21 protein-coding genes are annotated in these 18,119 nt (G+C 63.3%); 10 read left to right on the top strand and 11 right to left on the bottom strand.

From position 1 onward, the window contains the following. The first annotated feature begins 2 nt into the window (after positions 1 to 2). From ACEPA4_RS06175 to map, 4 genes are all read left to right on the top strand, one after another. Positions 3 to 887: a hypothetical protein gene (locus ACEPA4_RS06175; RefSeq protein ID WP_065196595.1), complete on the top strand. Its 885-nt coding sequence runs from the start codon at positions 3 to 5 to the stop codon at positions 885 to 887. A 140-nt stretch (positions 888 to 1,027) separates the two neighbouring features. Continuing rightward, positions 1,028 to 1,387: a VOC family protein gene (locus tag ACEPA4_RS06170; RefSeq protein WP_053498166.1), complete on the top strand. Its 360-nt coding sequence runs from the start codon at positions 1,028 to 1,030 to the stop codon at positions 1,385 to 1,387. Positions 1,388 to 1,455: 68 nt separating this feature from the next. After that, positions 1,456 to 1,668: a ParD-like family protein gene (locus tag ACEPA4_RS06165; protein ID WP_005415768.1), complete on the top strand. Its 213-nt coding sequence runs from the start codon at positions 1,456 to 1,458 to the stop codon at positions 1,666 to 1,668. Between the two features lie 10 nt (positions 1,669 to 1,678). Continuing rightward, positions 1,679 to 2,461: a type I methionyl aminopeptidase gene (gene map / locus ACEPA4_RS06160; RefSeq protein ID WP_170944914.1), complete on the top strand. Its 783-nt coding sequence runs from the start codon at positions 1,679 to 1,681 to the stop codon at positions 2,459 to 2,461. On the opposite strand, the gene ACEPA4_RS06155 is transcribed toward map, so the two are convergent. After that, on the bottom strand, positions 2,458 to 3,072 hold the full coding sequence (locus tag ACEPA4_RS06155; RefSeq protein WP_065186715.1) for a LysE/ArgO family amino acid transporter: 615 nt from the start codon (positions 3,070 to 3,072) through the stop codon (positions 2,458 to 2,460). The two genes, map and ACEPA4_RS06155, sit on opposite strands and share 4 nt — an antisense overlap. A gap of 106 nt (positions 3,073 to 3,178) precedes the next feature. On the opposite strand from ACEPA4_RS06155, the gene ACEPA4_RS06150 reads away from it, so the two are divergent. From ACEPA4_RS06150 to ACEPA4_RS06130, 5 genes are all read left to right on the top strand, one after another. Continuing rightward, positions 3,179 to 4,072, top strand: coding sequence for a LysR family transcriptional regulator ArgP (locus tag ACEPA4_RS06150; protein ID WP_065196521.1), 894 nt, complete (start codon positions 3,179 to 3,181; stop codon positions 4,070 to 4,072). Positions 4,073 to 4,150: 78 nt separating this feature from the next. Continuing rightward, positions 4,151 to 5,557, top strand: a complete 1,407-nt coding sequence (locus ACEPA4_RS06145) for a TolC family protein (RefSeq protein WP_065186717.1) — start codon at positions 4,151 to 4,153, stop codon at positions 5,555 to 5,557. Continuing rightward, the gene (locus ACEPA4_RS06140; protein WP_262090871.1) at positions 5,550 to 6,563 is read left to right on the top strand and encodes an HlyD family secretion protein; all 1,014 of its coding nucleotides are present in this window, start codon (positions 5,550 to 5,552) and stop codon (positions 6,561 to 6,563) included. Before ACEPA4_RS06145 ends, ACEPA4_RS06140 begins: the two co-directional genes overlap by 8 nt. Continuing rightward, positions 6,548 to 7,735, top strand: coding sequence for an ABC transporter permease (locus ACEPA4_RS06135; RefSeq protein WP_235648064.1), 1,188 nt, complete (start codon positions 6,548 to 6,550; stop codon positions 7,733 to 7,735). The genes ACEPA4_RS06140 and ACEPA4_RS06135 overlap by 16 nt, the downstream gene beginning before the upstream one ends. Beyond that, a complete protein-coding gene (locus ACEPA4_RS06130; RefSeq protein ID WP_262090870.1) occupies positions 7,732 to 8,859 on the top strand; it encodes an ABC transporter permease in 1,128 nt (375 codons plus the stop codon). Before ACEPA4_RS06135 ends, ACEPA4_RS06130 begins: the two co-directional genes overlap by 4 nt. A gap of 127 nt (positions 8,860 to 8,986) precedes the next feature. On the opposite strand, the gene ACEPA4_RS06125 is transcribed toward ACEPA4_RS06130, so the two are convergent. From ACEPA4_RS06125 to ACEPA4_RS06100, 6 genes are all read right to left on the bottom strand, one after another. Then, positions 8,987 to 9,355, bottom strand: coding sequence for a glycine zipper 2TM domain-containing protein (locus ACEPA4_RS06125; protein WP_005415760.1), 369 nt, complete (start codon positions 9,353 to 9,355; stop codon positions 8,987 to 8,989). 165 nt (positions 9,356 to 9,520) lie between these two features. After that, entirely contained in the window at positions 9,521 to 11,743 is a 2,223-nt protein-coding gene (locus ACEPA4_RS06120; protein ID WP_171955913.1) for a methyl-accepting chemotaxis protein, read from the bottom strand. A gap of 209 nt (positions 11,744 to 11,952) precedes the next feature. Further along, positions 11,953 to 12,345: a hypothetical protein gene (locus ACEPA4_RS06115; protein WP_171955912.1), complete on the bottom strand. Its 393-nt coding sequence runs from the start codon at positions 12,343 to 12,345 to the stop codon at positions 11,953 to 11,955. Between the two features lie 452 nt (positions 12,346 to 12,797). Continuing rightward, the gene (locus ACEPA4_RS06110) at positions 12,798 to 13,679 is read right to left on the bottom strand and encodes a DUF2628 domain-containing protein (RefSeq protein ID WP_139726903.1); all 882 of its coding nucleotides are present in this window, start codon (positions 13,677 to 13,679) and stop codon (positions 12,798 to 12,800) included. A 347-nt stretch (positions 13,680 to 14,026) separates the two neighbouring features. Next, entirely contained in the window at positions 14,027 to 14,371 is a 345-nt protein-coding gene (locus ACEPA4_RS06105) for a hypothetical protein (RefSeq protein ID WP_171955911.1), read from the bottom strand. 29 nt (positions 14,372 to 14,400) lie between these two features. Next, positions 14,401 to 14,604 carry a deaminase domain-containing protein gene (locus tag ACEPA4_RS06100; protein WP_199161080.1) on the bottom strand — a complete coding sequence of 68 codons (204 nt, stop codon included), beginning with the start codon at positions 14,602 to 14,604 and terminating at the stop codon, positions 14,401 to 14,403. 18 nt (positions 14,605 to 14,622) lie between these two features. Here ACEPA4_RS06100 and ACEPA4_RS06095 point away from each other — a divergent pair, with 18 nt between their 5' ends. Further along, entirely contained in the window at positions 14,623 to 14,943 is a 321-nt protein-coding gene (locus tag ACEPA4_RS06095) for a hypothetical protein (RefSeq protein ID WP_171955815.1), read from the top strand. Here the strand turns inward: ACEPA4_RS06095 and cdiI are convergent. The 4 genes from cdiI to ACEPA4_RS06075 form a co-directional block, all read right to left on the bottom strand. Further along, positions 14,864 to 15,208 (bottom strand): ribonuclease toxin immunity protein CdiI, encoded by a 345-nt coding sequence (gene cdiI, locus ACEPA4_RS06090; protein WP_353089338.1) that lies wholly within the window; start codon positions 15,206 to 15,208, stop codon positions 14,864 to 14,866. The genes ACEPA4_RS06095 and cdiI overlap by 80 nt on opposite strands. Before the next feature lie 34 nt (positions 15,209 to 15,242). After that, positions 15,243 to 15,551, bottom strand: coding sequence for a CdiA family toxin C-terminal domain-containing protein (locus ACEPA4_RS06085; RefSeq protein WP_343234772.1), 309 nt, complete (start codon positions 15,549 to 15,551; stop codon positions 15,243 to 15,245). Between the two features lie 116 nt (positions 15,552 to 15,667). After that, positions 15,668 to 17,881, bottom strand: a complete 2,214-nt coding sequence (locus tag ACEPA4_RS06080) for a VENN motif pre-toxin domain-containing protein (protein WP_374083021.1) — start codon at positions 17,879 to 17,881, stop codon at positions 15,668 to 15,670. An 11-nt stretch (positions 17,882 to 17,892) separates the two neighbouring features. Further along, positions 17,893 to 18,114 (bottom strand): hypothetical protein, encoded by a 222-nt coding sequence (locus tag ACEPA4_RS06075; RefSeq protein ID WP_231109072.1) that lies wholly within the window; start codon positions 18,112 to 18,114, stop codon positions 17,893 to 17,895. Positions 18,115 to 18,119: the final 5 nt, after the last annotated feature.

Raw genomic sequence — 18,119 nt, 5'->3', positions numbered from 1 at the left:
TGATGCCGTTGCGTTCCCCGCTGATCCTGGACCTGGACGGTGGCGTGCTGCCGCTGCCACAGGCGCAGACCCTGGCCCTGCCGCAGTGGCATGACCCGCTGCGCTTTGCCTGCAGCAATGCCACCCTGGACCGTTTCGCCGCTGACGTGCTGGCACCACTGCCGGCCCAGCTCGGAACCGTCATGCTCGGCAGTGGCGACTTCCACCACCTCAGCCTGCCACTGCTGCGCCGCATGCGCGGGCAGGCCCCGTTCCAGCTGGTGGTGCTGGACAACCATCCGGACAACATGCGGTTCCCGCTCGGCATGCACTGCGGCTCGTGGGTGAACGCCGCCAGCAAGCTGCCGCAGATCTCGCACATCCATGTGCTCGGCATCACTTCCAGCGATATCGGCCTCGGTCATGCCTGGGAGAACCACTGGCGACCGCTGATGGGTGGACGCCTGACGTACTGGTGCATGGACGTGGACGTGGGCTGGGGCCACCGCCTCGGCATGGGCCGTGCGTTCCGACGCTTCGAGCACCCGGAGGCACTGGTCGCCGCGTTCGCCGCCGAGCAGGCCACATCCCCGCAGCCCACCTACCTGTCGATCGACAAGGATGTATTCGCCGAGGACGTTGCGCGCAGCAACTGGGACCAGGGCCGCTTCCAGCTGGAACACGCACTGGTGGTGATCGAAGCACTGCGCGCCGGTGGCCTGGTCGGCAGTGACATCACCGGCGAAGTTTCGCTGGCCAGCTACCAGAGCCGCTTCAAGCGCTGGCTGTCGTCGCTGGATGGCCAACCGGACATCAGGGCCGATGATCTTCCCGTCTGGCAGGCGCGTCACCAGAAGGTGAACCGCGAACTGCTGGCGGCAATCGCCGCCGCACCGACGGCCTGCTGACCGCGTCGGCAATGCCGGCCGTTGGCCGGCGTGGCTTCGGTAGTGCCGGCCGCTGGCCGGCAACCTCGTTGTTCCCGGGCTCACAGGAATGCCGGCCAGCGGCCGGCACTACACTGGACTCCCGACCCGGAGCCCTCGCCATGCCCCAGACCGTCATCCCGCAACTGCGCATGCGCCATGCCGATACCACCCTGCCGTTCTACGTGCAGGGGCTGGGTTTCGTGGTCGACTGGGAACACCGCTTCGAAGCCGGTTTGCCGTTGTTCGCCCAGCTCACCCGCGATGGCCAGACGATCTTCCTCACCGAGCACAGCGGTGACTGCGAGGTCGGCGGCGCGGTGTACTTCATCGTCGACGACGTCGACAGCCTGTACCGCGCCTTCAGCGCCGCCAACGTGCCGATCGAGCAGCCACCGCATGACACCGACTGGGGCAGCCGCGAGATGCTGCTGCGCGACCCCGACGGCAACCGCCTGCGTTTTGCCACCCACCTGGACTGAACAATGCGGACTTGAGGCATATATACGAAACATATATGCTTCGTATATCAACTCCGCCAGGACCGCCCATGGGCATCGTCAACATCGATGACACCCTGCACGACCAGCTGCGCCGTGCCTGCACTGTCTCCAGCCGTTCGATCAACGCCCAGGCCAACTTCTGGATCCGGGTCGGCATGCTGTGCGAAATGAATCCCACGCTGAGCTTCCAGGACATCGTCGCCAGCGAACTGCGGGCTGCCGGCGTGCAGCCGCCGCTGCTGGCACCGGGACAGGTCTGAGCAGATGGCGATCATCAAGCGCCCCGACGAGATCGCGCTGATGGCCGAATCCGGGCGCCTGCTTGCGCAGGTGTTCGCCGCGCTCGACCGGCTGCCACTGCAGGGCCGCAGCACGATGGAGATCAACGATTTCGTCGAACGTATGATCGTTGACGAGCTGCAGGCGCGGCCGGCCAGCAAGGGCCAGTACGGCTTCCCGTACGTGCTCAACGCCTCGATCGACAACGTGATCTGCCACGGCGTACCCAGCACCACCGACGTGCTGCGTAACGGCCAGATCGTCAACCTCGACATCACCCTGGAGAAGAACGGCTACATCGCCGACTCCAGCACCACCTACCTGGTGGGCGAGGTCGACTACGCCGCGCGCAGGCTGGTGCGGACCGCCTATCAGGCGATGTGGAAAGGCATCGCTGCGGTGCGCCCCGGTGCACGCCTGGGCGACATCGGCCACGCCATCGCCCGCCACGCGCGCAGCCACGGCTACAGCGTGGTGAAGGAATACTGCGGCCATGGCATCGGCCAGGAAATGCACGAGGAACCGCAGATCCTGCACTACGGCCATCCCAACACCGGCAGGGTGCTGGAGGAGGGCATGGTGTTCACCATCGAGCCGATGCTCAACCAGGGCAAGCCGGCCATCCGCCAGCAGCCGGACCAATGGCCGGTCTACACCCGCGACGGCAAGCTGTCGGCGCAGTTCGAGCACACGGTGGCGGTCACCCGCAACGGTGTGCGCGTACTGACCCTGCGCCCCGGCGAAGCGCCATTGTGCGCGGTGGATGCGGCCTAGAGCGGACGCAACAGAAGCACCGTTGCCAGGCAGAACATGAAGATCGCGACGCCCCCATCCAGCACCCGCCAGGCGTCCGGCCTGCGGAACACCGGCTGCAACAGGCGCGCGCCATAGCCCAGCGTGCAGAACCAGGCCACGCTGGCGGCGCACGCACCGGCGGCGAACGCCCAGCGCAGGTCACCCGGGTAACGCGTGGACAGGCTGCCCAGCAGCACCACCGTATCCAGATAGACATGCGGGTTGAGCAGGGTGAACGCCAGGCAGGTCAGCAGCACCTGCCGTCCGCTGCCGCCCTGCGCCTCGGTGGCGGCCAGTACGCCACCACCGCGCCACGCACGCAGTCCCGCCTGCACGCCATACCAGAGCAGGAACGCCGCACCACCGAAGCGCAGCACCTGCAGCAGCAACGGCCACTGCAGCACCAGCGCGCCCATGCCACCGACGCCGGCCAGGATCAACGCGATGTCCGCGCCGGCGCAGGCCAGCACCACCCTGCCCACATGCCGCTGCTGCAGGCCCTGGCGCAGCACGAAGGCATTCTGTGCGCCGATGGCGATGATCAGGCCGGCACCTGCGAACAGGCCGGCGGCGGTAGCGGCGATCCACATCAGGACAGGCCAGGCAGCGAGGGGACACGCAGGGTGAGGCCAATGGCGATGTTTAGACAATCTGATTTTTCTTTATCCTGTGCAGGAAAACTGAAGGGGCACCGGCATGGATCTGGTACATCCACAATTGGCCGCATTCGCTGCGGTGCTGGAAGAAGGCAGCTTCGAGGCTGCGGCACGCCGCCTGTCGATCAGCCCATCAGCACTGTCGCAACGGATCAAGGCGCTGGAAGACAGGCTCGGGCAGGTCCTGGTGGTGCGCCAGGCACCCTGCCGACCGACTGCTGCGGGGGAAGCGCTGCTGCGCCGGGTACGCCCGATGCAGGCACTGGAAGCCGAGGCGCTGGCCGAGCTGCTACCCGAGCGTGGCAACGACGCTACGCGTACGCCCATCCCCCTGGCGGTCAACGACGACTCGCTTGATACCTGGTTCGTGCCCGCCATCGCTGACCTGCACCAGCGCCATGGCTACCTGTTCGACCTGCGCATGGACGACCAGGACCACACCCTGCAGTTGCTGCGCGATGGCAGCGTGCTCGGCGCAGTGACCGCCGAAAGCCAGCCGGTGAAGGGCTGCAACGTGCACCCGCTCGGCGCCATGCGTTACCACGCGATCGCTTCGCCCGGCTTCGCCCGCCAATACTTCAACGATGGCATGCAGGCCGCGGCCCTGGCGCGCGCACCGATGCTGGTGTTCAACCGCAAGGATGAACTGCAATGGCGCTTCGTGCGGCGCCTGACCCGCGCGCGACTGCAGCCGCCGCTACACTACCTGCCCTCTTCCACCGGTTTCGTCGAAGCCGCCGCGTGCGGACTCGGTTGGGGCATGGCCCCGGAAACCCTGGTCGCGCCCGCCGTGCGCGCCGGCCGCGTGGTGGTACTGGAACCCCGCCGCTGGCTGGATGTGCCGCTGTACTGGCAACATGCCGCCGTGCGCTCAAGCACGCTGCAGCACATCACCCAGGCGCTGCGCACTGCAGCCAGCGGCACCCTTCGTTGAGGACAATCCGATGACCGCAGACTCGGGCTTCACGCCGCGCGCACTACCGTTTGCGCACTTCTTTACCACTGGGACGGCATGGGCGTGATCGGCCGACGTACAAGGATGCACCGCGCGAAGGCCGCGCTGGCGCTGGTGCTGGCGACCTGCCTGCCAACCGCTGCGTCCGCGCAGAACAGCAACGACACCCCCGCATTGGACTGGGAACAGGCACGCCAACGCCTGGAGCAGGTCTCCGATGCGCTGGCGGCGGCTGATGCAGCGGTACGCAACAAGCAGGACCTGCAGGACGCCACGCGCCTGCTGCGCCTGCCGGAGATCACCGGCGAAGTACGCCGCCTGCAGTTCCAGAAGACCCTGACCCTGCCACTGGGTTCGCTGGCGCCCGTGGCTGAAGCCTTCGGTATCGATTCGCCGCTGTCGTTCACCGAGCGCGACTGGCGTACACGCCCGGTAGTGACCGCGGTGCTGCCGCTGTACACCGGCGGCGTGATCCCGGCCGCGCAACGTGCGGCCAGCGCCGCCCATGAGCAGGCCAACGCCGAGCGCGAGGCACAGCGCCAATCATTGACCGTGCAGCTGGCCCAGGCCTACTTCGGCCAGCGCCTGGCCGAGCAGGCGGTGGACGTGCGCCGCGACGTACGCGACGGCCTCAACCGCCACCTGTCCGATGCAGAAAAGCTGGAGCGCGAGGGCTTCGCCACCCGCGCCCAGCGCCTGCAGGCCACCGTGGCCCGCGACAAGGCCGAGCGCGAATACCAGAAGACGGTGAACGATCTGGCTACGCTGAAGGCCGCGCTGGCCACGCTGCTGCGCAGTGGTGGCGAGGTGCAGCCGGTGTCGCCGCTGTTCGTGCAGCGCGTGCCGATGGAACCGGTGGCCAGCTTCGAGCGCACGGCGCAGGCGCGCCAGCCGCAGATCGCGCGCTTGCGCGCGATGGTGGCGCAGGCCGAACAGGGCGTGCGCGTGCAGCAGGCCAAGCTGAAGCCGCAGATTTTCGCCTTCGGCCAGTACGACTTCCGCCGCCGCGACGAGATGCTGACCGATCCGGACTGGGCGTTCGGCATCGGCCTGAAGTACACCTTCCTGTCGCCGAACTCGCGGCCGGCGCAGATCAGCGCCGCGCGTGCGCAGCAGGACCAGGCCGAAGCGGGCCTGCGCGAGGCCGAGAACCAGGTCGCACTGGGCGTGCGCAAGGCCTGGAACGAACTTGAGACCGCGCGCCAGCAGTTCGTGCTGCTCGACAGCAGCATCACCCAGGCACAGGAAAACCTGCGCCTGCAGGAGCTGGCATTCCGCGAAGGCCAGGCCACCTCGCTGGATGTGATCGATGCGCGGCTCGGCCTGGGCGGCGCCCGTGTCGAGCGCGCACAGGCCGCCTACCAATACGACATTGCGCTGGCACAGTTGCTGGAGATCAGTGGACAGATGGACCGTTTCGAAGAATTCCGGCGGCGTGCGGACGAGGTGATCGACCATGAGTGATGTGCTGCACGACGATGCGACGACGCCCCCCGGCAAGCGACGGCTGGGACCGATCCTGCTGGTGGTCCTGCTGGTCGCGGTGGTGCTCGGCCTGTGGCTGGCCTGGCGCAGCCCGGCCGACCAGATCCAGGGCATGGCCGATGCGGACACGATCAACGTGGCCGCCAAGATCACCGCGCGCGTGGCCGAGCTGAAGGTGCGCGAGGGCGATCGCGTGCAGCCCGGGCAGGTGCTGTTCCTGCTCGACAGTCCCGAAGTGGCCGCCAAGGAACAGCAGGCGCACGGCGCATTGGCCGCTGCGCAGGCGGTGGCCGACAAGGCCGATGAAGGCGCGCGCAGCGAAGACATCCGAGCCGCCGAAGCGAACTGGAAGCGGGCCGAAGCCGGCGCGACGCTGGCCGAAGCGACCTACCAGCGCGTGCAGAACCTGTTCAACGAAGGGGTGATGACCCGGCAGAAGCGCGATGAAGCGCATGCCCAGGCCACCAGTTCGCGCGAACTGGCCCGCGCCGCCCGCGCGCAGTACGACATGGCATTGGCCGGCGCCCGCGAGCAGGACAAGCGCGCCGCGCAGGGCCAGGTACAGCAGGCGCAGGGCGCGGTGGCCGAGGTCAACGCCGCGCGAGCAGAAGTGGAAGGACGTACGCCGGTGGCGGGCGAGATCAACAAGCGCATGGCCGATCCGGGCGAGCTGGTGCCAGCCGGCTATCCGGTGTTCACCCTGGTCGACATCGACCGCATGTGGGTGGCGATGAACCTGCGCGAATCGCAGATGCAGGGCCTGAAGGTCGGCAGCAAACTGCAGGGCAGCGTGCCGGCGCTGGGCCTGGATGGTGAGTTCGAGGTCTACTTCATCAATCCGGCCGGCGACTACGCAACCTGGCGTACCACCCGCCAGTCGTCCGGCTATGACGTCCGCAGCTTCGAGGTGCGGGTGCGCCCGGTACGCCGCATCGAGGGCTTCCGCCCCGGCATGAGCGTGCTGTTCGCATGGCCCCAGCACTGAGCCCGGACCGCAACGGCTTCGCCGCTTCGTGGCGGCGCGAGCTGCAGTCGCTGCGCAGCAACCGTGCCGACCTGCTGCTGGTCACCCTGCTGCCACTACTGATGCTGGTCGTGATGGCATGGATGTTCACGCCGTCGGTGATGCGCGATATCCCGATTGCTGTGGTCGACCTTGACCACAGCAGTGACAGCCGCCTGCTGCTGCGCATGCTCGATGCCAGCCCTGGCGTGCGCATCGCCAGCCAACCAGCGGACCTGGAGGAGGCACGATCGCAGCTGCGCAGCCTGGACGTGTTCGCCATCGTGCTGGTGCCGCGCGATGTCACCCGGCAGGCGCTGCGTGGGCGCCAGGGCACGGTGTTCGCCTATTACAACGCCACCTACATGACCACCGGCCAGTCGGCGTCGCGCGACATCGGCGACGCGGTTTCCGCATGGAACGCACGCCTGCTGCGCGAGCGCATCGGCCTGCAGGTCGGCCCGGGCAAGCTGCGCGCGGCGCCGATCGCGGTGCAGTCGGACATCCTCTACAACCCGGCGCGCAGCTACGAATTGTTCCTGCTGCCACTGATCTTCCCGGCGGTGCTGTCACTGGTACTGGCACTTGCGGTGGCCGGCAGCCTCGGCCGCGAGATCCGCGATGGCACCCTGCCCGCCTGGCTGGCTCGCACGCCGTGGTCGGCGATTGCCGGCAAGGTCGCGCCGTACCTCCTGCTGTTCTCGCTGTATGGCGCGCTCGGCATCGGCTACCTGGCGTGGCTGCGCGGCGATGGTGTGGCCGGCAGCGTGCTTCTGCTGCTGCTCGCGCAGCCGTTGTTCTACCTGGCCACGGCCGCCTACGCGCTGTTCTTCGTCGGCGTCACCCGCGACATGGGCACCGCGCTGTCCGCGGTGGGTCTGAGCATCGGCACCGCACTGGCGTTTTCCAGTGCCACCTTCCCGGTGCTGGACGGGCCGTTGTTTACCCGCGTCTGGCACCAGCTGCTGCCGTTGAGCGCCTACATCAAGCTGCAGACCCAGCAGCAGTTCATCGGCTCGCCGCTGCAGGTTTCGGCATGGCCGCTGGCTACGCTGCTGTTGATGACGGTGGTGGCCGGTGGCATCGGCGGCCTGCGCCTGATCGCCTTTGCACGCACGCCTGCCGCCGCACAATCCGCAGGGGCTGACGCATGAGCATGCTCTGGCGCAGCCTGCGGCAGACCCTGATGGCGGTGCTGTGCGACCGCTACGCGATCGTGGTGATGGTCGGTGCGGTGATCCTGTATTCGTTCTTCTATCCAGCCGCCTACCGGCACCAGGTGGCCGGCAACCTGCCGGTGCTGGTGGTGGACGAAGACCACAGCGCGACCAGCCGCGAGCTGCTGCGCAAGCTCGACGCGCTGCGCGTTGCGCGCGTGGTCGGGCAACCGGCGGACGTCGACAGCGCACGCCAGCAGCTCGAAGCCGGCCACGCCGAAGGCATCGTCGTGATCCCGGCCAACCTGGAACGCGACATCCTGAGCGGCCATCCGGCCAAGCTGGTATTGCTTGGCAACGGTGCCTACCTGGGCCGCGCCAGCTGGGTGCTGGGCAGCGTAGCTGATGCGCTGGGTGCGTTCGGGCGTGATGCGGTGGTCGGCCAGGCCGCCTTCATGGGTGCGCCGCAGGCACCGACGGTCACCCTGGTGCAGCGCCCGCTGTACAACACGCAGGAAGGCTATGGCAGCGCCATCGTGCCCGGCGTGGCCGAACTGATCGTGCACCAGACGCTGTTGATGGGCATCGGCGTTCTGCTCGGCGGCCGCCGCCTCGCGCTCGGCCGGCGCCTGCGCTTCGACCTGCCGGCGCTGGCCGGCATGGCGTTGGGCTTCGGCCTGATCGGCCTGTTCGGCCTGTTCTGGTACGCCGGTTTCACTGCCTGGGTGCAGGACTATCCACGAGGAGGCAACCCGCTGGGCCAGCTGCTGGGCGGCACCTTGTTCATCGCCGCGACGGTGGCGTTCGGCCTGTTCGTCGGCAGCTTCTTCCGCACCCGCGAGCGCGCCTTCCAGTACATCATCGCCACCTCCATCCCGCTGTTTTTCCTCGCCAACCTGTCGTGGCCGGCGGTGATGACGCCGCAACCGCTGGTCTGGCTGGCACAGCTGCTGCCGACCACCTCGGGCATCAACCTGATGGTGCGCCTGAACCAGATGGACGCCCGCCTGGCCGACATCAGCCACGAACTGATCACCCTCACCGTCCTGCTGCTGCTCTACGGCAGCCTCGCCACCTGGCGCCTCCTCGCAAAAAAGGGGACGGAGGGGATTAAGTCGTAACCGGCTGGTTTGGGAGATTGCGACTTAATCCCCTCCGTCCCCTTTTCCTGCAACGAAGAACGCCGGCGCGGGGCCGGCGTTCGAGTACTGTGATGTGTAAGGCGGAACGGGCGCTGTCGGCAACCGATCAACGATAGACGCGCTCGCAACGGCGCTCGACCACGCGGTCGCCGTTCTTCTGCTGGCTGTTGCCCTGGATCTGGCGACCGGCCGCACCACCGGCCACAGCACCGGCCACGGTAGCGAGCTTTTTGCCATTGCCGCCGCCCACCTGGTTGCCCAGCAGGCCGCCGATCACTGCGCCCGTGGCCGTACCCGCAATGCGGTTCGGATCGCGCGAGTTGCGCTGCACTTCCACGTTCTTGCAGACCACGCGGCTGCCGTCGTTGAACTTGCGTCCCTCATCGCGCGGCCCATACGTCTGCGCGCCGGCCACCGACGAAGCCGCCAGCAGGGTGCCCAGCACAAGCAATCGGGTCGAGGTCTTCATGGCCATCTCCTGAGTTCCGGTATGGCGCCAGTGTCCTCCCGCAGTTGGCAACCGGAAGTGAAATGCGCGTGTCCGCCACCTCATCGGCCATCGCGCGTTCAGGAAGAAAATCCGCGCCCATCACGATCAGCCATCGTGATGGGCGCCGTCTCCCTACCGGCGTGCCACGTTCTAGAACTCTTCCCAACCACCGGCATTGGCCGCCAGTGTCGGTTCGATGCGGGGTGAAAGCGCAGCGGGCCGGCGTACCGGGGTGACCGTCGCAGCTACCGCTGCCAATGCGGGGCGTACCACCGCCGCTGCCGTCGCCGCACCCGTGCGGAACACCGAAACCGCCTCAGCCAGCAGGTTGGCCTGCTCTTCCATCGAGCGTGCCGCTGCACTGGCCTCTTCCACCAGCGCCGCATTCTGCTGCGTGGTCTCATCCATCTGCACCACAGCCTGGTTCACCTGCTCGATGCCCGAGCTCTGCTCCTGCGATGCGGCGGAGATATCAGCCATGATGTCGGTCACGCGCTGCACCGACGCCACGATCTCGCCCATCGTGGTGCCGGCCTGGCGGACCAGCGCCGATCCATCGGCGACCTTGCCGACCGAATCCTCGATCAGGCCCTTGATCTCCTTGGCTGCACCGGCCGAGCGCTGTGCCAGCGTGCGCACCTCACTGGCCACCACCGCAAAGCCCCTGCCCTGCTCGCCTGCACGCGCGGCTTCCACCGCCGCGTTCAAGGCCAGGATGTTGGTCTGGAAGGCGATGCCGTCGATGACACTGATGATCTCGGCGATCTTCTTCGACGAGGCTTCGATGGCCGACATCGTGGTGACCACCTGGCCGACCACCTCGCCGCCCTGCGAGGCGACACCGTGCGCGCCGATGGCGAGCTGATTGGCCTGGCGTGCATGCTCGGCGTTCTGCTTCACGGTGGAGGTCAGTTCCTCCATCGACGCCGCCGTCTCTTCCAGGTTTGCCGCCTGCTGTTCGGTACGCCGCGACAGATCGGTGTTGCCCGAGGCAATCTCGCCTGCTGCGAGGTTGATGCTGGACGCACTGGACTGGATGCGGCCGACAATCTGCTTGAGCTGATCGACGGTGGCATTGCAGTCATCGCGCATGCGGGCGAACACGCCGTGGAAGTCGCCCTGCATGCGTACGGTGAGGTCACCGCGCGAGATCGCCTGCAGCAGCGTCGACACCTGCACCAGGTTCTCGTCGGTGGTCTGCATCAGGCGATTGAGCCCTGCCACCATGTCGCGGAAATCGTAGGCGAAGCGATCTTCATCGCCGCGCAGGCTGAAGTCGCCCGCCGCCGCGGCCGTCGCCAGCCGGCGGATCTCGCCGTTGATCGCCGACAGGCTGGTCTTGGTCTCGTCCATTGCCTGGGTGATCGCCGCCTTCTCGCCCGGCAGCGGATCCATGTCCACCGACAGGTCGCCCTGGGCGTAATGCTTCATCACTTCGATCAGCCGGTTCTGCACCTGCACATGCGAGCCGACCAGCGCATTCGTCTCGTGCACCATGCGCCCGTAGTCGCCGGGGAAGGCACTCTCATCCATGCGATAGCTGAGGCTGCCGGCATCGTGCTGGCGGGCCAGCTCGCCCTGCGCCGCCATCACCGACTGCAACTGCGCCTGCATGCGCTGCATCGACCTGAGCAACTGCGTCACCTCATCGTTGCCGGACGCGTCGATGCTGTTGTCCAGCCGCCCGTTGGCGATGCCGTCGGCCAGCTTCACCGCACCTTCCAGCGGGCGGGTCAGGCTGCGGGTGATGGCCCACGCGGCCAGCGAGCCCAGTATCAGGCTCAGCACGCCGAACACGATCGACAGCGTGCCTGTCCAGGATTCGGTTGAACGGTATTCCTCGCGGCTGCGCGCGGTCAGTGTCTCCTGATGCCGCAGCAGGGTCGAGATCGTCTCGTTCCATGCGGTAGCCAGTCCGTGCTCGGCGAGCAGTTCCTTGGCCGCACCGTCGAAATCACCGGCCTTCATGCGCTCGTGCAGATGCTGGGTGGAGGCGTCGGTGGCCTTGCGTGCCGCGTCGATCTTCGCCACCAGGGCATCACCGGTGGCATCGCGTGGAATCTTGATGTACTTGGCCCAGATGCCGTCGTAGGTCTGCGACAGCTCCTGCGCCTTCTGATAATCCTTGTCGAAATCCTCACCGCGCTTGATCACCATCAGCCGGCGATGCATCAGCACCGCGTTGTTGGTATCCAGCATCTCGTTCAACAGCCGCATCTTCACCATGTTGACGTCCACCACTTTCGAGAACTGGGCAGACTTCAGATGGTTTCCGTACAGCGCCAGGCCGACGATGGCCACGATGAACAGCAGCAGCAAACCGAACCCGGCCCCCAGCCGGGATCCCACACGGAGGTTGCGTAAGGCGAGCATCTCAATTCCCTTGATCATGGCCGTACGATCGATGGCGGCGCAGGCAGGGGAAACTTTATGGGTCGATATTATTATATCGATCTAAAACTCTGGAACTGTGCAGACAGGTGTGAAATAGGACGACTCACGAGGGCTTTCTATCCATAAGGTATATCGCCACGGGTAGCGAGATGGGATCAGACAGGGACCTGCCAGCCCGTTGCGCGGCATTACGGGGTAGCTGGCCCCGGGAAGACCAGATCCTTCCCGAGCCTTGCCGCATAGACGCTCTCGAACTGGAAGGAGAGTACAAACCGGAACCCGCACGCCGCAGCGTAACGCTTGATGAAGTGGCATATTTCCTCCCAGGCGCTTTCAAACCCGCACGCGCGGAAATGGAACGAACCCAGCAGGCCCACCTGCCACGAGGCCTCAATCCCTTCCGCTACGACAGCTTCCGGCGGGTCGACGATGCCGAACCCGAAGCCGGTGTTGGATGCTGGAAGATATCCACGCAGACCGTCAGTACCGTCGGAGTACTCGGCCTGGATCGAATCCAGAGCGTGCAGCACGACACCCAGATCTGCACCGGCTTCGACTTCCAGAAACAGCGAAATGCTCATTATCGAACCATCAATCTGAAGCCAACAGCTTCATGACTCGGCATGGCCGCTTTCGTCTTCGGCTTCATTTCTGTCCTGAAGAATTCCTGATTCATACGGACTACCCCTGCCCACCTCACCCATGGGAGCTCGCAACAATCCGGCTACCGCTTCAGATCAGTGTAGGTAGCACTCATATCCTTTATTCCCTCCTCGCTGTTCCCCATGGACGCTCTCACCGCGTCCAACCAGTCCTCCCACGCACCTGGATCCGTGGGGCTTCGATCCTCCTTAAGACTCCAGCCAAGTGAACCCAGCAGCCCCCGATCTCATCGCTGGGGCCGCGGGAATAGTCGATCTGGAGGAAGTAGAACATCGCCATGTGAGCTTCCTCGATCGTCAAGAGCTGTTCTTTCACCAATAATCTCCCTGCATGCCCCATTTCCAGAGCGACTCTCGCCGGATGTCAGCGATCACAATCCAATGAGGGTATGCCGGTTGAAGAACCGCATCTTCCCCTCGATCGTGAAGTCCGTGCGCCTGATCTCGCCCAGCATCATCTCGCGCTGCTCCTCGCTCAACGTGCACGGCTCCAAAACATTGGCCTCCAGCACTCGCCCCGGGGGCGCCAGTCGCAGCTCGACAACGCAGGCATTGCCCTCGATGGGAACACCTGCTGGCCACGCCGTCATTGCGATCGCACGCATTTGCTCCTGATACGCGACACGCTCCGCTTCCTCTATCTGCGGGTCCGGCAGATCCGGCGGGCTCGCCGCCACGTGCAGAGCAGACTGCGTGGGCGTTGGCTCTGATATCGAACCAACGATCAGTTTGATCAGGGTGTTCTGTGAGGCCGTTACCGCCAAGGCGATCACCAGAGCGGTGTAGCTGACACCACCAGCCTTCTGCAGCTCAAGGTGCCGCCGATGTGCCCCGCGATGCTCAGCATCAACCTTGCGGACAATCCTTCGGCAATGCGCTAGGTACAGCGGATTCGCCAGGATTCCTGCGAGTACGCGAAACACCACGAAGGAGAGCAAGGACAACCATGGCAGCCCCAGCAGCACGAAGGTGGTCATCAGCAACGGCGAAAGGATGAACCAGATCGCGCCCCACGCATGCATGCGCCGGAAGAAGAGCCAGAGTGACGAGAACAGGAATGCCGGCCAGTTCCAGCGCCTTGGCGCCCCGCCGCTTGCGTCGTACAGCCTCCAGTAGTGGAGGTAGGTGGAGAACCGGTCTCCTACCACGATCGCCAGTGCGTCCTTCTCGCTCGGCCCATCAGAGGTTGCATCTGTGCTCTGCACCGCTTCACCGACGGCGCTGCCGAAGGTGGGTTCAATCCTTACTTTCATTATCTTTTATCCAAACTCGCCACGGATTAATTCAAGACCGCTTACGCAGATTGCAGTCACGACCTGCTCCGGCTCATCCTCGAGCGGCAGGAACTGTCACTGTAGCCCCGGAAGGTCTAGCGGACCGTTTTGCAGTTCGTAACGATTGATATAAAACGCATTTCTCCAGCCACTCGTACTGCAGTAAATCCACCAGCATATGCAGCAGTCGCGATGTTGACGACGGTTATAAATCGAGCATCAAATGCACCGAAACCGACTGCAAGCACCCCATCCACTCCGACATCACCGCGCGCATCATCAAAGCTCAAATAGCCTCCAATCAAAAACCGGAAGGAATTCGCTCATCATCTCCGACAAATCCCCATACCCCCCAATGCGGCGGCCACCCTCTCGACATCACCATTAAAATGATCCCGATCATCACCCTGCAGCAACGCAGCGCCCGCCCTAACCCCACCCCCCGCATAGCAATCCATAAATCCAACTACGAACTCATCCGCATCTTTATATTTTGACAGAACCCCCCGCTCCATAATGACCGCAAGAACGGCAGTCACCGCAAACACAACCTCATCGGGATCATGTTGAAGCTTAAGCTCGAGAGAGCTATACGCAAAATACAATGACTGAAACACATCATACTCAAGCACCTCCAAGCCCTCAGCAACATCGGCCTTTATGGAATTCAAATAATCCAGGTAACCCCACCTTCTCACACTCATTTCCCAGTAGATATATTCAACTGAATTTCCGGATACCGCTCACCAAACCGCATTATCACACCTGAGCAGCTTGCGCACGCCTTTAACTCCGAAAACAAGTCAATTCGCTCTGTTGCCGCTCTTTTCTCACCCAAAGTCCGGGCAACGTCATCAAGGACCTTGAACTCACCATCGACGTCTCTCCGGACTTGCCACCTCACGCAGCCCGCTCGGACTCCATGAGTGCGATTTCCGGCCTGCCAAGCCAGTTGCTCTCAACCGAATTCTTGGCAATCCCCACATTCAACGCGACCCCAGCCAGACCCAGCCCTGAAGCACCCGATAATATTCTGGCGATGACACAGGCACAGCGAGCTCGCCAGCAATGCGTAAGCAGACGGCTCACCAGCGATGGCAACAGCGCCAGCCACGGCTCCCGCATTAACGATGCTGCCATCATCAGCAGGGCCGCAGTCTGGATTAGCCATTTCCCGGCTCATTCCGGCACAGCATTGAGCGAACGTACTCAGCCGATCCCGGAGTTCTTTCTATATACTTGAGACATGCCATACCCAGGTATCTATTAAACTCTTCATCACTAACAATTACAACGTCCGGGTCGTACTTGAGCCCATATGAAAATTCCACCCCAGAAAAATGATCATCCACGTCGAAGCTATTGTTATCCGGAAATCTACAATCAACATCATCGGTACCAAAACCCCACCCCCTTGATAGACACTCGAGCATCTGAATAAACATTCCCGACGAATAAATCCAATCAAAGTAGGCAAAAACCACCCAATCAGAATCTCTCTTATCCATCCAAGATCCAAACAACTGATCACTCATAACAGCCTCACTTAGGGTGGAAATTTTTAACTACACCAGCATCATCGATGTACACAACGAAAGAGACGCCTCCCGCATTGGACTCATATATCCTCTTCCCCGCAGCAACAGCGTCCTTGTAACCCTTCGCAGCAGCCTCCTGGCCGAGCGCCAAAACCTTCCTATCTGACATTATAGCCGGATCATAAACCGTCTTCGTCTGGACTTTATTTTTATAGCCCACAATTACTTTCCCAGTAGGATCCAATGCCGGCACCTGATAAGAAATAACGGAAACACCCGGAACATCCGTGGAAACCTCGCTTACGATTTTCACGCCACGAGCCGCAGCCTCCGACCTGAATTCCACTGAATTGTGCGCCCCAGAAATTCCGTTCTTCTGAGAATAACCATCTGGACGAGAAATATGCGCATCAATATCGACCTTGAATGCTATGCCGTCCGGATAATTAACACCCCCCCCAAGTGAGCAATACTTCCATCCCCAACAATGTTATCTGGCAGCAAATGCGGCGGCAACGAGCCATCCGGCTCCAATTTTACCGAGCGCGCCACTCGAGCTCGTTCGAGCGCCTCCGAGGCAGCGGCCTCCAATGCGGTGGTCTTAGCCCCCTTTGCAAGGAACGCCTCAGGCCCTAACAAAGAGGTTCCGATATCAACAGTGAGCTTTCCGCCAACGTTCGCTGCTTGGTCGACATCCTCAAAGTTCCACGAGTTTCGTCCACCAGCTAAGTAGTAGGCCAACCCCGCAGTCTTCTCCATGTACTCATTGATGGCCTGGCTTATCGCGTTGTTGCGTTTTTGGGAGAAGGCCTGCAAGCCAAGCTTGTCCATCTCCTTGTAATCCGAGACCAAACCCAGCAGAACACCGATCTGGTTCATGCTTGCAGCACCCGCTACCAGGTCTCTTCCCCCAGTCCAGAGCCCATTTACAAAGGCAGCACCAGCGACTGCTCGATTCGTCGACGACAGCCAGTCAGCTTCCGCACCGTAGCCTGCACCACGCAATAGATCGACAGTGTTCGAACCACACTCACCAACGAGCGAACAGTACACCTTCCTTTGCAGATCTTCGGTAGAAGAGTGAATGGCAATTTTTTCAAGGCTTACCCCAGAACCGGCATTCTTGCTTGCAGCGATGAGCTTATCGGCGTTTTCCGCCATCCATGCGTCATACTCTCCCTTATATATAGGTGAGTTATGCGATTCCAATGCAATTTTCGCAAGTGAGCGCTGTTCAGCACATGCGGCAGATCCTGGCACTTGGCACGCCATCAACAGCTTGTAATCGCGCTCAGCGGAGAGCCGCTCGAAGTTTTCCTTGATATCGCAGTCTTTACCTGCATCAGAGCAGATAACGGTCGCCTGAAGGTACTCCATCCGCTCGTCGTGATTCAGGTAGTTATTCTCAACGGAATTTTTTGCAATACCCATGCCCAATGTCGCGCCAGAAATTCCTGCAGCGGAAAGTCCTCCCGCCATTGCGCCGACTGCCTGCCCGAGCACCCTTACTTGCTCCGCCTGCTCGGGCGACAACTGCCCCTTATTCTGTTTGGCGTAGTAGTCACCCAGGAATTTCGCCGCCAACTCACCACCACCGGCCGCCAACGCCCCACTCCCCGCCTTGCCACCATTGGCCTCTGCCAACAGCGCGCCCAGCAGCGCGTGCGACAGCATCTGCATGGCCTCGCTAGGTACAGCACTCTGCTTGTTCGGGTCAAACGTCTTGCCGATCAGTTCAGCCGCATACGGCGCCAGCGCGTTGGAACCCAGCTGACCCAGTCCCAGCCCTTCAACACCACCGACCAACGCGCTGGTCACTGCGCCGAGCGCGCGGCCATAGACGCCATCCGGGGCCCACTTTTGCTGGGTAGCGAGCGCATCGGGGTAGGTTGCATCGAACGCGACCAGGCGCTTGAACTGCTCATCGGGAAGAAGCGCGTCGAATGCCCGTTTCTCTTCGGGACTCATCGGCTCCCGATACTTGTCCGTGATCTTCTTCGCATCCGCACTGCCAATATCCCAGGCAATCTGCTGGCTGGTGGCCATCACCGTCCCAGCGGCAGCCGCCATCGCCTGCTGGTCTGCCAGCAGCTTGCTCGCATCCGGCAATGCGTCCAGCACGCGATGCGCTCCACTGGCGTCGGTGTTGATGCCCAGCTCGGCCGCCGACGTCTGCTTGCCACCGATGGTGATGTTGCCCTCGGTCAAGGTGGCAAGGGTGGAGCTGCTGTCGCTGCCCTTTTCCATCATCGGCAGGCCCGGACCACCTCGCGGTGCGGCCGTTCCCGGCTTGGGCGCCCAGCCATCCATCTTCCCGCCCGCACCACCACTGATGCTGCCGGAGCTGGCTGCGTAGTCCATGTGGTTCTGCAGGTCGGTGAACGTCAGCGAGTCCGCAGTCAGTTCACTGTTGCCTGCATTAGTGCTGGCAATCGCCCCGCCCACCAGGTTCACGTGGCCGGCATCGACGTGGTACCCGCCATTGCCGGCAAACAGGCCGCTCTGCTGGCCAACACCCTGATAACTGCCGCTGGCCTTGCCTGCACTGGCGTAACCGTCTGCATTCCACGCGGTGCCGAACGACACCTGTACGCGGCCACCCACCTGGCTGTTCCTGGACATGCTCTCGGCGATGTCCTGCAACGACTCGATCGTCAGCGCGCCGCCGGTCTTGACGTCAATACGGTCGGCGGTCGCGGTCGCACCACAGCGTGGTATCGCTCGCGGCCTTCATCGAGATGTTCTTGCGCCGCCATGCCTCGCATGTTCGGCAGGCGATCATTGGAATTTCGCATCGCGACGACGTTGTTGATCGGATCGATCAACGGCGAATTAACCCGCGCAAAGGCACCGAAGATAACGCGACCATCAACCATTAAAA

Origin of the sequence: Stenotrophomonas sp. P2112 (genome assembly GCF_041897515.1) — a bacterium.
Classification (GTDB): Bacteria; Pseudomonadota; Gammaproteobacteria; order Xanthomonadales; family Xanthomonadaceae; genus Stenotrophomonas; species Stenotrophomonas sepilia.
This window is presented reverse-complemented; position numbering and strand designations above follow the sequence as displayed.

Bases quoted from the DNA above. Each gene is read 5' to 3' on its own strand.
- ACEPA4_RS06135 (WP_235648064.1), top strand. From the start codon at position 6,548: ATGGCCCCAGCACTGAGCCCGGACCGCAACGGCTTCGCCGCTTCGTGG.
- ACEPA4_RS06075 (WP_231109072.1), bottom strand. From the start codon at position 18,114: ATGGTTGATGGTCGCGTTATCTTCGGTGCCTTTGCGCGGGTTAATTCG.
- ACEPA4_RS06155 (WP_065186715.1), bottom strand. From the start codon at position 3,072: ATGTGGATCGCCGCTACCGCCGCCGGCCTGTTCGCAGGTGCCGGCCTG.
- ACEPA4_RS06095 (WP_171955815.1), top strand. From the start codon at position 14,623: ATGAGTGCGATTTCCGGCCTGCCAAGCCAGTTGCTCTCAACCGAATTC.
- ACEPA4_RS06125 (WP_005415760.1), bottom strand. From the start codon at position 9,355: ATGGCCATGAAGACCTCGACCCGATTGCTTGTGCTGGGCACCCTGCTG.
- ACEPA4_RS06150 (WP_065196521.1), top strand. From the start codon at position 3,179: ATGGATCTGGTACATCCACAATTGGCCGCATTCGCTGCGGTGCTGGAA.
- cdiI (WP_353089338.1), bottom strand. From the start codon at position 15,208: ATGGATAAGAGAGATTCTGATTGGGTGGTTTTTGCCTACTTTGATTGG.
- ACEPA4_RS06175 (WP_065196595.1), top strand. From the start codon at position 3: ATGCCGTTGCGTTCCCCGCTGATCCTGGACCTGGACGGTGGCGTGCTG.
- ACEPA4_RS06145 (WP_065186717.1), top strand. From the start codon at position 4,151: ATGGGCGTGATCGGCCGACGTACAAGGATGCACCGCGCGAAGGCCGCG.
- ACEPA4_RS06120 (WP_171955913.1), bottom strand. From the start codon at position 11,743: ATGCTCGCCTTACGCAACCTCCGTGTGGGATCCCGGCTGGGGGCCGGG.
- ACEPA4_RS06110 (WP_139726903.1), bottom strand. From the start codon at position 13,679: ATGAAAGTAAGGATTGAACCCACCTTCGGCAGCGCCGTCGGTGAAGCG.
- ACEPA4_RS06170 (WP_053498166.1), top strand. From the start codon at position 1,028: ATGCCCCAGACCGTCATCCCGCAACTGCGCATGCGCCATGCCGATACC.
- ACEPA4_RS06115 (WP_171955912.1), bottom strand. From the start codon at position 12,345: ATGAGCATTTCGCTGTTTCTGGAAGTCGAAGCCGGTGCAGATCTGGGT.
- ACEPA4_RS06165 (WP_005415768.1), top strand. From the start codon at position 1,456: ATGGGCATCGTCAACATCGATGACACCCTGCACGACCAGCTGCGCCGT.
- ACEPA4_RS06140 (WP_262090871.1), top strand. From the start codon at position 5,550: ATGAGTGATGTGCTGCACGACGATGCGACGACGCCCCCCGGCAAGCGA.
- ACEPA4_RS06130 (WP_262090870.1), top strand. From the start codon at position 7,732: ATGAGCATGCTCTGGCGCAGCCTGCGGCAGACCCTGATGGCGGTGCTG.